Here is a 15,563-nt window from a genome sequence, read left to right on the forward strand (position 1 = left end):
AGTAGCGATTGGATATGAATATGGTTCAACCAGAAAATGAACAGGCAAGCGGCAAATATGAACAGATATGAACAGAATCGATTGTTAACGTGAAATGTGGGCTTTATGTGCTTCTAAATGTACCAAAAATGACTTAATTGTCGTCTATCTCGCAAAATGACCCCTGGGTTTGTTAAAAAACATGGTTGATTTGTCGTACATAAAACTGCAATAACCATGAGGTAAATCAAGTTTGTTCGCAATTTAGGTGGTAAAGTGCGGCTCCTCATGACGATATGTGAACAGGGTAAATGTGACACATCACATCTTGGTTGTAGATGATGAAGCAGTGACTCGCACTATGGTGAGCGCATACTTCGAAAAACAGGGATATCACGTCAGTCAGGCCGCTGATGGCAAGGAAATGCACCAGATTATGAACGAATGGCACATTGATTTAGTGCTGCTTGATATCAACCTCCCGGGTGAGGATGGGTTGATGCTGACGCGCCAACTGCGCAGCAAATGCGATGTGGGTATTATTCTCATTACCGCTCGAACTGACACTATTGACCGTATCGTCGGTTTGGAAATGGGTGCGGACGACTACTGTACCAAGCCGCTTGAATTGCGTGAACTTCTTGTTCGCGTGCGTAATTTACTCTGGCGCATTTCCAAAGCGAATACTCAGCCTGAAATGCAGAGTTCAGTAAAAGAAAGTGATAACATCGTGAACTTCAATGGATGGACATTCGACATTGAACGTCGCGCACTGAGCAAAGGCAACAACGCAGTTAAACTCACCAAAGCAGAATATGAAATGCTGGTGGCGTTCACAGCGAACCGTAACCGGGTATTGAGCCGGGAGCGTATCTTGAATTTGATCAGCCATCGGGTCGATGCGCCAAATGACAGAACCATTGATGTATTAGTTCGACGTTTACGCAACAAAATCGAGGTCGAACCCAAAAAACCGCAAATGTTCATTACGGTCCATGGCGAAGGTTACATGTTCGCGGGGAAATAATATCCGCGAATTCTGAGAGAACTATGAATTACATTCCCTTTGAAGAATACAAACGTAAGTGGATTTTTACGCATCAGTCTATGCCTGTTGCCGAAGAAGACCGCGAACACATCAAGCCGATGACGGAAGAGCGCGGTGGCCAGCTATGGCGTGATTTTATTAGCCAGCAAAGCCCAACTCCAGATCACTTTGGTAAAGGTGACTGGGCGATCATGCGTGATGCGTGGTCGCAGGAATCTGACTGGCAACATCCTTGGGAAGAAGAAGACGATTTGCCGGAAGACGTATTGGCGTTTTTCCCATGGGAAGACAATGCTGTCGTTTACTTCTGCTATGACAAAGGCAATGTCGTTGAAACCCGCTGGGGAATGTTCAAGAAGTACTGGAAAAACTTCCTGTTCTACGATGACAAGCCTTTGCTTATTGGCAGAAAACGCAAAGAAACTGCGATGTTTGAACAAAATGGCACAGTGAAGCTGGGCAAGCGCCCTTAGATAAACGACATCGTTTCAGTGAGTTAGAAAGCCGGGATTGACTCCCGGCTTTTTTTGTTTATACCCAAGCATTGGGTATATAGGCTTGGTTTTTGCTAGTTTTTTAACCAAAGACAAAATGTTGCCGCTTCAATTGGAAAGGATTTTTCATGAAAAAGTTACTGCTGGGTTTGATGGCTGTGAGTTTGGTGTCGGGATGCAGTTATGTGTCTAATTATGGTGTGCACGGAAAACTATTGGGAGCCGAACAACAGATAGTCCAATGTGAGTACGAGGCGGCATTGGATACCTTGCAGCAATTTACCGTGGTCGGCAGTAACAAAGAGAAATCCCAAGCTTTTAAATATATGGGTGTGGTATATCAGGAAAAAATGGATTTGGAAGCGTTTAATCATACAGTTGACCGCTTTTTGTTTAGTGAAATGGGCAGGGGGGAAATACGTGCCCAGATAATCGAGGAGTGGAACGAAGCACGCCGTACAATCCGTGAAAAGCGACTGTATGAACTAGGACGAGCAGAATGTGCGACGAACTTTGCGACCACATCGTGAAACATGGTTTCACTACAAATGTGACTCTCTTTCCAGAGTAGTATCTGGCTCGCAAAATTGCTGCATCTTCATAAAATATAAGGAAACTTTCATGTTTACCTCACAGTTTTCTTATTCATCAAGTACTAAATTACTCCTGTGTTCAAAATCAGTCAGTAATGCAAGGCCGCCACTTACAGACTGATTCTGAACCAAAAGACTTTCATTTCTTTCATTTGGTCCTATCAGCTGAAGGAAATTAATGAGAGGGCAGAACTCTAAATCTGCCAACGTAAAAACTCGAGGAAAACCAGCGTCGATATTGGCCTATCAACGCTGGTTTTTTTCATTCCAGAGCTCCATACACATAAAAAAAGAGAACCCCTAACAGCTAGGTTCTCCGTTAGCAAAAAATGAAACTTCAGCGCAATGCCACTATTTCCTCGGGCTTTAACGCCAATCGAATAGAAGAGCCGTTCTCTATATGTTCAGCCCCTCGGCGATGCGGATCGTCGACCATCAATACTTGCCCTCCGACATCAATACTGTATCGAACTAAATGACCGAGAAACTCTTTGTGTTTCACTGAACCTTGCAGCTCAATTCGGTTAGGGACCATGTCTTCATCACAAATTTCGAGACTTTGGGGCCGGAAAACGAGAGAAATTGTCCCGCTATCGGGGTGATCAAAGGGAAAGCAAATCCCGGACTCTGTCGTAAAGGTTTTTCCGTTAAGACCTTCGCGCAGCCTGCCATTTAGCATATTGGCGGTACCCAGAAAATCGGCGACAAACTTATTGGAGGGGTTGTCGTAGAGATCCATGGGTTTACCCACTTGCTGAATAACGCCTTGGTCGAGAACGGCGATACGATCAGAAATGGTGTTCGCTTCTTCTTGGTCGTGGGTAACAAAAATCGTGGTTAGCCCAAGCTGACGTTGAAGTTCAAGTAGGTCTCTGCGCATTTGCTCTCTGAGGTTAGCATCGAGATTAGATAGAGGTTCATCAAGCAGCAAAACCCTTGGTTCAACCACAACGGTGCGGGCAATCGCAACACGCTGCTGCTGCCCACCGGAAAGCTGGGATGGTCGTCGTTCTGCCAAATGATAGAGACCGACGAGATTGAGAGCATTGTCAACGCGCTCTCTAATTTCCGATGTGAGAACTTTTCTCTCTTCAAGCCCATAAGCAACGTTCTGTCTGACTGTCATATGCGGCCACAATGCATAGCTTTGAAAAACCATGCCAACGTTTCTTCTCCACGGTGGAAGCGCTTTGATGTCTTCATCACCCAGCAATATTTGCCCCTGAGGTTCGGGGCCAAAACCTGCAATGGCGCGTAGCAACGTCGACTTACCTGACCCAGAAGGACCAAGGAAAGCAAAGAACTCTCCAGGCTCAATCTCCAAATTTACGCCTTTAAGAACCTCTGTCTCCCCGAATGCAAGAGTGAGATCTTTAATGGTTATTCCAACTTGCTGTTTGTTATTTGGTTGCATAGTCATTCCTTAACTTAATGTTGTTTTTCACCGTGTGCCTGGCGTGTGCGTTCCACAATCGTGTGCGATAGATAGGTTGCGAGGCCAACAATAACAACAGCGATGACACCCAGAGCTGCACCAGGGCCGCGACCGGAAGCACTTTGCATAAAGAGATAGAGACCATACGCAAGGGGGGCATCAGATTCTTGAGAGACCAACATGATGGTGGCAGAGAGTTCCACAGCCGCAGTAGCAAATGCAGTGACAAACCCTGCGAGAATACCTGCAGCCATCAGAGGGATGACGATACGACGAATAGTTTTTGCCCTCGTTGCCCCCAAGTTTTCAGATGCTTCTTCAAATGAAGGGCTGACTTGTTGGAGGGCGGCAACACATGAGCGCAACGCGTAGGGTAGTCGCCGAACGGAAAGTGCAATCACGATAATGCCCCACCATGTTGCCATGGAGGTTCCGATGATAGGCAACTCTACATCATAGAAGGTGCGCAGGTATCCGATACCGAGCACGACACCAGGTACTGCCAATGCTGCCATAGCGCCAAAATCGAGCCATTTTCTTCCCATAATTTTCGTACGCCAAACCAGATAGGCAATGGCGGTACCAAGAATTACATCAATTAACCCAGCTAAACCTGCGTAAAGTAGCGTGTTGGTAATGAACTCTGAGGCTTGGGTGATAGCCGTCGAGTAGTGATCCAAGGTAAACCCATCAGGCAATGGGCTGAAGCTCCATATAGTGCCAAAGGAAAGTAGCAGTAGGGCAAAATGTGGGGCCAGGACCAGCAGAAGAATAAGTGCTATGACAGCATAGCAACCAATCATTTCTAATGGGCGTAGTTCGCGTTTTGACAAGCCACCTCCGCCTTTTTGATTGGTTGAGTAGTCCTTTCCTTTCAGGGCCTGAAAGGAAATCCAAAGTGCAAACGCCGAAAATACGACCAGAATGACCGATATGACATATCCCATTGGGTCTGTGATACCGACCGATGAAATACGAAGGTAAGCTTGTGGTGCGAGCATATTGTTAACGTTTAGCAGGAGAGGTGTGCCCAGATCATCAAAAACCTTCACAAACACCAAGGACGCACCTGCGACGTATCCAGGCATCGCCAGTGGGAATACGATGCGTCTGAATAGTCTTAATCCTGATGAGCCAAGTGATTGTGCGGACTCTTCCATTGAACGGTCAATGTTCTGCAATGCCGCAGACAAGTTAATGAGAATAAATGGAAAGTAATGCACACTCTGGACGAAAACGACACCATTTAGCCCTTCCATTATGGGAATGGTGAAGCCGAAGTATTCGTCCAGCAAAAGGTTCATACTGCCGTTTTCACCAAAAAGCAGTTGCATCGCCACCGCGCCAATAAAGGGAGGCATAATAAGTGGCACGATCCCCAACGTTTGGATGATAACGGTTCCGCGAAACTGAAAGCGACTGGTGAAATAGGCAAGTGGCATGGCAATGATTGAGGCCACGATGACCGACATAAACGCCACATAAAATGAGTTAAAGAAGGACTCTCTGAAGAGGCTTGAACCAAAGAAGTCTTTGAAGTTCACCAGAGTCAGCGAGCCATCAGGGTCTTGAAAGGCAACAAAAATGACTTTTATGACGGGCACAAACAAAAATACCACAACGAATAGAGCGATAAGCGCGGCACTCAGGTATAGAGCCCAATCTTCACGAAACTTACGCCAAAGCCCCTTTGAATTGGCACTGACTGACTTGTCAGACTGAGAAATAGAGACATTGCTCATTAGATACTCCGTTATCTATGGAATAAACACGCCCCTAACCGCGATAATTGGGGGCTCACTGAGAGGGGCGTGGGTTATGGGCTAGAGAAGTTCTATTGCTTGCTCGGCAAGCTCAGTCGCTTTTTGATAGTTAGCCAGCGTTGTTTTATCCCACTCCTGCTCAATCTCTGCCTGACGTGCCTCGACTTTGTCTGAGGCTTTTTTACGCTTTTTGGTAAAGATGCCCGCAAATTTAGGGTCAGATGCTCGCTCAGCGGTAATAGGGACGGCGGATACGAGAAGTTTTGCCTCGGCGACGAGATTCATTGCCTCGGTATTTTTGGCGGCTTTTGCTTTGGCTTCAGCTTCTTGAATGGCTTTTGTTGCTTCGCGCAATTCATCCAGTCTGTAGGTCACCATGACATCAAAAAGGCTGTTAACGACGTTATAGCGGGACTTAGAAACATCGAGGTTAAAATCAACGGTGCCCAGTTGCTCGCCAGTAAATGGGTTAGGGAAGCCTTCTGGGGTGCTTGCATAGGCCGCAGGGTTAACTGGAAGTCGTTGTATCTTTTTATCAAGCAGCAGCGCTTGCCCTTCCTCAGATAGCAGGAAATCAATAAAGGCAGCAGCGGCTTCGTTGTTAGGCGCATTACTGACCATGCCTACGTTTGCAGGGACGAGGGCTGTCAAGGTGGGATAGTGAAAATCAACGGGAAACCCTGTTGCCTTTGAAGATAGCCCAAAGAAATCAATCACGATACCTACGCCAAACGAACCGCTATTGACGCCATCAGGTACGCCGAAACTGCGCTCAGTGACAGTTTTGAAGTTTCCTGAAATAGATTTAAGGGTCGACCATCCTTGTTCCCAACCTTCGCCTTGAAGAATGGCTTCAACGGTAAGGTGTGTTGTTCCAGATCGTGAGGGGGCCGACATGCCAACATGCTTGTGATAAACCGGATCTGCTAAATCATGCCATTCTTTCGGGGTCGGAAGCTTTTTGGCTTTCATGTAGCGCTCATTCCACATCATGCCGTATCCAGAAAGCGCAAAGCCTTTATAGAAACCGTCAGGATCATTAATCGGGAAGGTACCGACCTTTTCGGGTATACCGCTCACGGAAGATTGGTATGCGGCGAGGAGGTTATTATCTTTGAGCACCTCGAAAGCGTCTGGTGCAGAGGCCCAAAAAATGTCAGATTTATTGTTACTCGATGTCTCTTGTAAGTACTTAATTCCCGCGGTCGTTTTCTTGGAAAGAACTTCGACGTTAATGTCGGGGTACTTTTTCTCGAAGGCCTTTTTGTAGACATCGGTAACGTCATTGGGAAATGAAGTGACAATCACGAGGTCTTTATCAGACATCGCCAGTGATGAAGTACTGCTAAGCGCAAGTATTAGTGATGTAGCCAATAAGGCTTTTACATGCTTACTCGTCGATCCTTGATGTTTGCTTGCTTTCATAAAACACTCCACTTGATTTGATATACCTAAACAAACTGGAGATACAGGATCCAACTCGCCCGAGGGAGGGTTTTCAATGCAAGTATCTTCAGGTCGTTTGGGTATAAAGTAGGGGAATTCCTACTCATCAGCCGTTTAGCATTTCAAGTGTTGTGCCAAAATGTGAAAGTTTATCAAGTGATTGTTTTTGATGGATATTTATGTTTTTTAGGTGGGTGTTAGCGTGTCATTTTTGGTCTTTGGCATGTCTTGAGTAGGTCAAAACTGACCTACTCAACATCTTTAAGATTATCAATAAGGTAACTCGCCTTATTTAAGCCGTATTTCTTCATTCGCAGATATAGGTTCTTACGTGGTATATCCAGATATTCGGCAGCATTGCTAATGTGGCCATGAAACATCTTCAAGGTGTGATGAAGCACTGAAAACTCGTATTGAGCCAACTGATGTGAAAGAGAATGGCAAGCATCAGCATCATTGGTGAAAATCAGGTCAGAGATGCCAAGGACAATACGATCTGCTTCGTTCATCAACTCCCTCACATTGCCTGGCCAGTCGTGAGACATCAGTTGTTGGAAATGGATAGAGGTCAGTGTTGGTGCTATTTGTCCCAGCCGCTTTTCAGCTTCATAGAGAAAGTAGCCTAACAGTTGGGGAATATCAGACTTACGCTCCCGTAAAGGTGGAATATCGAGTGATGCAACGTTAAGCCGGTAGTAGAGGTCTTGTCGGAATGTACCTTCCTGAGAGAGCGCCAGAAGATCTCCTTTTGCTGCTGAAAGTACTTTAAGATCGACCTTGACGGTCTCATTGCTGCCTACACGTTCAAGCTCACCTTCCTGTATCACCCGCAATAAACGTATTTGAGCAGTTAGCGGCATACTCTCGATTTCGTCTAGGAACAGTGTTCCCCCAGAAGCGTGCTCAATTTTTCCTATCCGCTTTTTGTTTGCGCCTGTAAAGCTACCTGCCTCGTGACCAAACAGTTCAGACTCAATGAGGTTCTCAGGCATTGCGCCACAGTTAATCGCGACAAAAGGACGATTCTTCCGACTAGACTGACTGTGCAAAGTTCTCGCTATCTTTTCTTTTCCCGTACCTGTTTCCCCATTAATGACGATATTGATGTCTGCATTTGCCAGCGTGATAAGACGCTGTTTTAGCTTTTGCATCACATCTGATTGGCCTATAAGCAGTTGGTCGGCGGTGATATCATGTTGCTTATTCTGTTTTAAGCGTCTGTTTTCAAGGGTAAGGGACCGATGCTGGGCTGCTTTACCCGCCAGGCCAATAAGACGTTCAGGACGGAGTGGCTTTTCAACGAAATCAAACGCGCCAAGCTTGATGGATTCCAGAGCGGTTTCTATGTCTGCATGCCCTGAAATAAGGATAACGGGCAAAGTGGGGTCAAGCTTTTGAAGATGTTTGAGAAAAGTAATCCCATCCATCGTTGGCATACGGATATCAGAAATCACGATGGCGTCACTGTTGTATTGGAGACTGACCAGTGCCATGTCTGCACCGGCGAAGTCAGTGACAGTAAATTTTTGTAACTCCAAAATTTCTTTAAGACTTTCTCTTAGCTCCTTGTCATCTTCTACCAACACTATGCGGCCGTTAGACATAATATGACCTCCGTTCCTTGGTTCGGTGTTGAGTTGACGACGATATTCCCGCCGAAATCCTTAATAATGTTATGTGTAATTGACATGCCAAGCCCCAGACCGCTGCCGACCTCTTTCGTGGTAAAGAAGGGTTCAAAAATCTGTGCTTGGGAATTTGCGTCCATCCCACAGCCATTATCGACGATATGAATGGCGATGTTCTGAGCCTCGTTGTTTGCAAAAATATGAATTCGTGGCGTAAAGCTGCCAGTTTCTTGTTTGAGAGTGATAGCGTCGATGCTGTTACTGAGTAAATTGATGAAAACCTGTTCTAATCTGATGTCATTTGCCTGTACGTGCAAATTGTCGCTGATATCTACGGACACCCATGTGTCCGGTAAGCTATCAGTAAAGAGGTCCATGGCATTTTTCAAAACATGCTTGACTGATGTTGGCTGGGTCAGGTCATCGGTTTTACGTGCAAAGGATTTTAAATGCTGACATAGACGGGCGGCGCGGTCGGTAATATGGTCAATCTTGTGCAGTTTTTCTTTAGCCTGGTTTAATCTTTTCTGTTTGATGTATTGCTCCGCCAGATAAGTATTTGAGCTAATGGCCGCCAACGGCTGGCTAAACTCATGTACGATACCTGATGTCAACTGCCCTAAAACCGCCAGCTTGGCGGCCTGTACAAGTTCTTCTTGTGTTTCTTGCAGGTTCTGTTCTGTCAGTTTTCGTTGATAAATCTCTTCAGTAAGCTGCCTGTTTTTCATTTCCAACATTGCCGTGTTTTGTTTTACCTGCCTGGCTTGCTCATTGAAAATATTGGTGGCTTTGGCTAGGGAACTGACTTCGTCTTTACCTCTGACATCAATGAGCGGCTGAAGCTCTCCCTTTGCTAAATGGCGCATACTGCGCAGCACATTTGATAATCGATTAAGCAATTGACTGCGGAGGTAAGCGCCGACAAATAGGGTGAGAAACGCAATACCAATAAGGGTGAATTTCAGTTGCTCACTACTTTGGTCGATGACTTCAATGAGTGTTTTTGAGGTTTCTATATTCTGATCTTCAGCGAAAGAAACAGCCTGATTGATGATGCGTCGAACATTTTCTATGAGGGTTTGGTTTTTGATTAAGAGGGTTCGGTTTTCTTGATCCAGTTCGAGTATCTTCAGACTTTGAGAAATCGAATTTTTGGGCCCCAGCGTTAATGCCTCCACCTGTGCTGCCATTTGGCGCACAGTGACAGTACTTGGGTAAGGGGCAAGAGTGTTAACCTGCCGATTAATCGTTAACAAGGTTTCATCTATCACGCTTTGTGCTGCCAAGACATCATTTCGGTCGTTGAACAAGGAGGTACGTTGAAGCAGGTCGAGCACCAAGTTTAAATCAGCCTCTAGCTTCAGTAGCTGAACCTGTACCTCCGATTCTGAACGCATTTTCGCAAACTCTTCAGGAGACAAGGCATTTTGACGGGCTAACTTTTCCGATAACTGGTTAAGGTTGTACTGGCTGTCAGTAGTAAGTGGGGTGACTTCTTCAACAAAGTCTATTTGTAGCCAGTGCAGTTGCTGCCTTAATTGCCGCTGTTCGTTTTGAAGCCGTAACTTGTGCTCAGTATTGCGGTATATATTTTCGATATTTTCTGATAGACGGGATACAAGCAAAGTAAATTCATAACTGCGTTGTTTTACTGCACTTGAGCTCGTGATGTCAGCGAGCTTAGGAAGGGCATTAGCCAGATTTTGTTGTGCCCGATCCAGCGCTTTTTCATTATTGGCTAGGGCCAGATTTGTAGCGTCTGTGGTGATACTTCCACCAATTTGGGCGATCTTTGCAGCGGATATAAGAATGGGAAGTTGCTCATCAACCAGTGACCGTGAACTGTTAGCCAGGAGCTGAAAAGAAAAGGAGTTTGAGAGTAAAAATGCACCCGATAACAAGCCAAGTAACACAAACAACGCAAAAATACGTGTCGCTATACTGTCACGTTTCTTCATTGATTACGCTCCAGCTTGATGGTTTCCAATGCCGCTGTTGCCGTATCCAGATTTTGGGATAGCGTCTCCCTCCATTTACCTGTCACTGATTGGAATGTGTTGGTATAACGGCGCTCAGGGCTAAGCATGTTATTTAAATGCTGGTCTGCGGCTTCCTTGTGCGAAATAGGGACAGCCGTTGCTTGTTCATATATTGTGTTGAGTTTGTTCTGAGTTTCTATATCTATGTTGTGGTTTTGAACTTGGTGCCACTCCTGCCAAAAGGCTTGAAGATCTGCCAGTCGATTGGTAATCAACTGATCAAAGAGGGCATTCACTGCGTGATATCGCATGGCCGACAGATAAGGATCAAACACAGGGCTAGGGTTTTGCTCAGTGATACGGTGCCCTTGTTGTAACGATATTCGGTTCACGCTGGGTAGTGACAGCAAGTTTTGTCCACTATCTGACAATAGATATTCGACGAACTTTTCACTACACGTATTCTTTGATTGACTGCGGATATGTGCAATTTTGGCAGCAATGAGAGGGGTATTAGGCACAGGTTCAAAACCGACGGGGTGGCCTTCAGCTCGCGCACTTCTGTAAAAGAAGTCCACCACAGGACCAAGCGTAAACCTTTGTTTAATGACACCTTCCCGAACACCGAAACTCCTCGCTGTGACTGTCGCTAGATTTCCACCCAACTGGCTTAAATAAGCCCATCCGTCTTCCCAGCCATATTGTTGGAGAATGATTTCTATAAGAAGGTGATTGGTTCCTGAACGGGATGGCGCGCTGATAGCTATTTGCTGATGAAAGCTTGGATTAAGCAAGTCTTCCCAACGTTTAGGGGAGGAAATGCCTAACTCGGACAATTTGTCGTTATGCCAAAAAAAGACAAACTGAGACCAGGCAAATGTGACTGGTTCGTCGATCAGCGATTTGCTTTGTAGAGTGGCCATCGCATCAGCAGAAGACATCCATACTAAATCTGGCTTCGGTGACCGCTTGTTAGCAATATGCTGAATAACCGCCGGTGTTTTTTTGTTGAGTAATTGGAGGTTCAGTGATGGGTGCGCTTTTTCAAAGGCAGTTTTAATAGGTGTATAAAAACTTTCAGGAAAAGAGGTCAGCACCACGATGGTGTCCTGAGGTTTTGCAACAACAAAGCCAGATGCTAGCCACAAAAGGACGAGCAAACGCAGTATGTGTGGCATGTTTGGCTCCTGAACAACTTTGCCATCAGTATTATAAAAACACACAGTTTTAACAAAATCTAAACATAATTTTGTGACCTGATAGTGCTGTTCACTGGCTGCAAGCAATTGCCTAAAAAAGAAAAAAGAAAGCGGCAATATGCCGCTTCAAGTCTTGATAAAGTGAAGAGTGTTTATCATGAATACCGGTATGGCTTACCTGCTTTCTCCATTACTCCAGCATATTCTTTAAATATCTCGATCACCCGAGCATTTCGTGGACTGGTTTTGGCGATCTCATCCCAGAACTTATAAGCCTCGACCTCAACCTGACGCCACTCTTCATCCGGAATGGTAGTAAGTTTCATCTTGGTGCCGCTTGTTCTGAGTTTAGCTTCACCGCCCCAATACCAGTGCTGACGATAATAGTGTGAAGAGTCCATCATGAGGTTAAAGAGTACTTTCAGGTGTTCCGGCAGTGCATTCCAACGCTCAGTGTTGGCAAAGAAGGAACCGCACCATGCACCGGAAATATTATTGGTCAAGAAATAGTTGGTGACATCTGCCCAACCAACGGTGTAGTCCTCGGTAATCCCTGACCATGCTATGCCATCCAGTTCGCCGGTCTGCACTGCCACTTCCACATCTTCCCAAGGCAGGGTGACGGGGATAACGCCGAAACGGGAAAGGAATCGGCCAGCGGTTGGGAAGGTAAAGATACGTTTCCCTTTCAAGTCCGCCAAGCTACGAATTGGGTCTACCGTCGCGAAGTGGCAAGGATCCCAAGAACCCGCACTTAGCCAAGTGACACCTTTGACTTCACCATAGGCTTCCTGCCAGATTTCTTTGAGACCATATTCTTCAAACAGCACCGGTACATCCAAGCTGTAGCGTGTGGCAAAGGGGAAATAGCCGCCAAATACGGAGATATCGACAGGTGCAGCGATGGAGTCGTCATCACTTTGTACAGCATCAATCGTTCCCTTCTGCATTGCGCGGAACAACTCGCCTGTTGGGACAAGCTGGTCGGCGAAATACAGCTCTATGATCATTTCACCATTAGCTGCAGCATTGAATGCATCTACGGCAGGCTTGATGACATGCTCAGCGAGCGCTGGGCCAGCATAGGTCTGTAGTCTCCAGCGTATAGGTTCCTTGGCGGATACAACAGCTGGTGCACCCAGAATCGCCGTTGAACTAGCAGCGCCGACGATACCTGCTTTTTTCAGAAAATCACGTCTGTTGTTACTCATAGTGGTGTCCTTATTACGTCATTAATTCGATAAACACACTTTTCTATTGCTTTGATTGTAGTTGCATATATGAAGTTGATATCTGTCGTCATTTCCTCCTATCGGCTGTAGTGCCATTCCGGCAGCCAGAGCGCGATCTGAGGGAATGCCATGACAATGACAAGCGCGCAGATCATGATGAGAACAAACGGCACGATAGAGCGGTAAATGTCGGTCAGTGACACCTCGGGCGGTGCCATCGCACGCATCAGGAACAGGTTGTAGCCAAATGGCGGCGTCATGTAGGCGATCTGACAGGTAATGGTATAAAGCACGCCATACCAGATAAGGTCGAAGCCGAGTAATTTCACCAATGGCACGTAGAGAGGGGCAACGATAACCAGCATGGCAGTATCGTCGAGGAAGGTACCCATGATGAGGTAGGACAGTTGCATCAGTATCAGCACTTCCCACGGGGTGAGGCCAAGCCTGTCAATAAACAGTGCTTCAATCGCTTTGACTGCACCTAAACCGTCAAATACCGCGCCAAAGCAAAGAGCAGCAAGAATGATCCACATGAACATGCAACTGATGGCGAGGGTTTTCCGCAACGTGTTTTCCATGACTTCTTTTGTCATACGCCGTTTGACGATGGCTGCAATGGTTGCAGCCAATGCGCCCACGGCCGAGCTCTCCACTAAACTGGTGACACCCATCAGGAACAGGCCTGTCATAGAAAAGAAAATCGCCAGAGGAAGAATGCCGGCTCGCAACAGCTTGAGCTTCTCACCCATCGGGACATTGCGTTCCTCTTTGGAAAGCGCAGGACCGAGATGCGGCTGCATTTTGCAGCGGACAACGATGTAAACAATGAACATCGTTGCCATTAGCAAACCCGGTAATACACCGGCAAGCCAAAGTTGGCCGACTGGCTGGCGAGCAATCATGCCGTAGAGCACCAGTACCACGCTGGGTGGCACCAATATCCCGAGCGAACTGCCTGCCTGTATCACCCCGGTAACCATGATCTTGTCGTATCCCCGCCTAAGCAGTTCGGGGAGGGCAATACTTGCACCGATGGCCATACCTGCCACGCTGAGACCGTTCATAGCTGAAATCGCCACCATTAACAGGATTGTCCCGATGGCTAAGCCACCATGGATCGGACCCATCCAAACATGGAACATTTTGTAGAGGTCTTCCGCAATGCCAGACTCTGAGAGCATGTAGCCCATGTAGATAAACAGTGGCAATGTCAGTAGCGGATACCACTTCATCAGCTTCATGGCTGCGCCAAAAGCAATTTCTGAACCACCATCTCCCCATAGCAAGAGTGAAGCGATAACGGCGACAGAGCCAATCGCAGCAAATACACGTTGCCCCGTCAGCAGCATCAGCATCATCGAAGAGAACATCAGAAGGGCGATCAGTTCATAACTCATTGCACGCCTCCTTCTGATTCTTCCTCAGAGACCTTTGGAGCACGCAATTTAGCAATGTCTTTGAGCATCACAGCTGTGGCTTGCAGCAGCATCAGCAAGATACTGAGGCACATGATGAGTTTGATTGGTGCCATATAAGGTCGCCAAGCCGAGTAACTGCGCTCGCCATATTCCAACGCATAGGAGGTGCTTGAAATGCCGCCATAGAGCAGAATGACAAGATAAACGATAAGAAAAATGACGGTGAAACTGTCGACCATGGCTTTGGTTCGGGGCGACCAATTACCGTAAACCAAATCCATACGTACATGACTGTTAAGCTGCATAGAGTAGGGGCCACCAAGCATGTAGTAAGCGACCATGGCAAACTGCGCCATTTCAAGCGTCCAGAGTGAAGGGAAGAAGAAGGTTTTAGTTATCGATGAATAGACGAGAATGCCTAACATCAAAAATATCAGATACATGGCAAAGCGGCCGATGTAGAAATTAACTGATTCAACAAACCTGACATATGTAGCGAGGGCAGAGGGTAAATATGACAGGTTTTTGTCTTCGGGTAGACGTGATGACTCCATAAATACTTCCTTCCTTGAATGGGGTCGATTAAGGTTTTGTAGACGGCGAAGGTGTGCTGAGTGGCGACTGATTTACCTTCAGAAAGTCGAGCAACCAATGCGTGACAAGCTCAGCGTCTGGGCTCTGTTGCAGGGAGGCCTGGCCGCGGGATATGACGTCTTCTGGTATACGATCCCTGCGTGACTCCATCAAATCGAAGGAGTAAGCACGACTGAACTCCGGGTGCCCTTGAATGGCCAAAAAATGATTGCCAACGGTAAACATACCAATCGGGCAGAAATCGCTGCTGGCAAGCGTCGCGCTGTCAGGGGGTAGCAGGCTAACCTGGTCCTGATGGCTCACGACAAGGGAAAAGTCAGTCTTTGGGCTTTTTAACCAAGGCGGTGTAACTTTTTCTTCCGTCGACAGAGTGCTGGTGGCAATACCGACACCCCAACCTTTGCCTGAACGTTCTACTTTGCCACCCAGAGCCTGTGCCATCATTTGGTGACCAAAGCAAATCCCTACCGTAGGCTTTTGCTGTTCATAAAGTATTCTGACGAAATCCTCGAACTTTTTAATCCACAGCAAATCGTCATAAACAGAGTAGCGACTCCCAGAAATAACATATCCATCGCATTCATCGATACTCGTGGGATACTCACCGTCAATGACCCGATAGCAGTGCAGAGAAAGCGAAGGATCGACTTTTTTCAATGTCCTCTCGAACATACCTGGATAGTTTCTGTGCGTGTTTTGAAGCTCTGGCTTCACATCATCACAAAGCAGGAGACCGATACGCATAATGCCCC

At 46.6% G+C, this 15,563-nt stretch carries 13 protein-coding genes; 3 read left to right on the plus strand and 10 right to left on the minus strand.

Annotation, left to right across the window (positions count from 1 at the left end):
* The first annotated feature begins 292 nt into the window (after positions 1-292).
* The 3 genes from torR to VP504_RS01155 all read left to right on the plus strand — a co-directional run bounded on the left by torR (position 293) and on the right by VP504_RS01155 (position 2,051).
* A complete protein-coding gene (gene torR, locus VP504_RS01145) occupies positions 293-1,006 on the plus strand; it encodes a two-component system response regulator TorR (protein WP_062713001.1) in 714 nt (237 codons plus the stop codon).
* Between the two features lie 23 nt (positions 1,007-1,029).
* Positions 1,030-1,500, plus strand: coding sequence for a DUF2947 domain-containing protein (locus tag VP504_RS01150; protein ID WP_062712976.1), 471 nt, complete (start codon positions 1,030-1,032; stop codon positions 1,498-1,500).
* 149 nt (positions 1,501-1,649) lie between these two features.
* A complete protein-coding gene (locus VP504_RS01155; RefSeq protein WP_325892539.1) occupies positions 1,650-2,051 on the plus strand; it encodes a hypothetical protein in 402 nt (133 codons plus the stop codon).
* Between the two features lie 400 nt (positions 2,052-2,451).
* Here the strand turns inward: VP504_RS01155 and VP504_RS01160 are convergent, their stop codons facing one another.
* The 10 genes from VP504_RS01160 to VP504_RS01205 all read right to left on the minus strand — a co-directional run bounded on the left by VP504_RS01160 (position 2,452) and on the right by VP504_RS01205 (position 15,555).
* Positions 2,452-3,528 carry an ABC transporter ATP-binding protein gene (locus VP504_RS01160; protein WP_325892540.1) on the minus strand — a complete coding sequence of 359 codons (1,077 nt, stop codon included), beginning with the start codon at positions 3,526-3,528 and terminating at the stop codon, positions 2,452-2,454.
* Positions 3,529-3,542: 14 nt separating this feature from the next.
* Positions 3,543-5,291, minus strand: a complete 1,749-nt coding sequence (locus tag VP504_RS01165; protein WP_325892541.1) for an ABC transporter permease — start codon at positions 5,289-5,291, stop codon at positions 3,543-3,545.
* A gap of 81 nt (positions 5,292-5,372) precedes the next feature.
* Entirely contained in the window at positions 5,373-6,737 is a 1,365-nt protein-coding gene (locus tag VP504_RS01170; protein ID WP_325892542.1) for an ABC transporter substrate-binding protein, read from the minus strand.
* A 269-nt stretch (positions 6,738-7,006) separates the two neighbouring features.
* Positions 7,007-8,362, minus strand: coding sequence for a sigma-54-dependent transcriptional regulator (locus tag VP504_RS01175; protein WP_325892543.1), 1,356 nt, complete (start codon positions 8,360-8,362; stop codon positions 7,007-7,009).
* On the minus strand, positions 8,344-10,344 hold the full coding sequence (locus VP504_RS01180) for an ATP-binding protein (protein WP_325892544.1): 2,001 nt from the start codon (positions 10,342-10,344) through the stop codon (positions 8,344-8,346). Before VP504_RS01180 ends, VP504_RS01175 begins: the two co-directional genes overlap by 19 nt.
* Complete coding sequence (locus VP504_RS01185) at positions 10,341-11,543, minus strand: ABC transporter substrate-binding protein (RefSeq protein WP_325892545.1); 1,203 nt, start codon at positions 11,541-11,543, stop codon at positions 10,341-10,343. The genes VP504_RS01180 and VP504_RS01185 overlap by 4 nt, the downstream gene beginning before the upstream one ends.
* A 176-nt stretch (positions 11,544-11,719) precedes the next feature.
* Positions 11,720-12,775, minus strand: a complete 1,056-nt coding sequence (locus VP504_RS01190) for a TRAP transporter substrate-binding protein (protein ID WP_325892546.1) — start codon at positions 12,773-12,775, stop codon at positions 11,720-11,722.
* Between the two features lie 98 nt (positions 12,776-12,873).
* Positions 12,874-14,196: a TRAP transporter large permease gene (locus VP504_RS01195; protein ID WP_325892547.1), complete on the minus strand. Its 1,323-nt coding sequence runs from the start codon at positions 14,194-14,196 to the stop codon at positions 12,874-12,876.
* Positions 14,193-14,771: a TRAP transporter small permease subunit gene (locus VP504_RS01200; RefSeq protein WP_325892548.1), complete on the minus strand. Its 579-nt coding sequence runs from the start codon at positions 14,769-14,771 to the stop codon at positions 14,193-14,195. The genes VP504_RS01195 and VP504_RS01200 overlap by 4 nt, the downstream gene beginning before the upstream one ends.
* A 28-nt stretch (positions 14,772-14,799) precedes the next feature.
* Positions 14,800-15,555, minus strand: coding sequence for a glutamine amidotransferase-related protein (locus VP504_RS01205; RefSeq protein ID WP_325892549.1), 756 nt, complete (start codon positions 15,553-15,555; stop codon positions 14,800-14,802).
* Positions 15,556-15,563 lie beyond the last annotated feature (8 nt).

The sequence above is a fragment of the Grimontia sp. NTOU-MAR1 genome (assembly GCF_035758505.1).
GTDB classification, from domain to species: Bacteria; Pseudomonadota; Gammaproteobacteria; order Enterobacterales; family Vibrionaceae; genus Enterovibrio; species Enterovibrio marinus.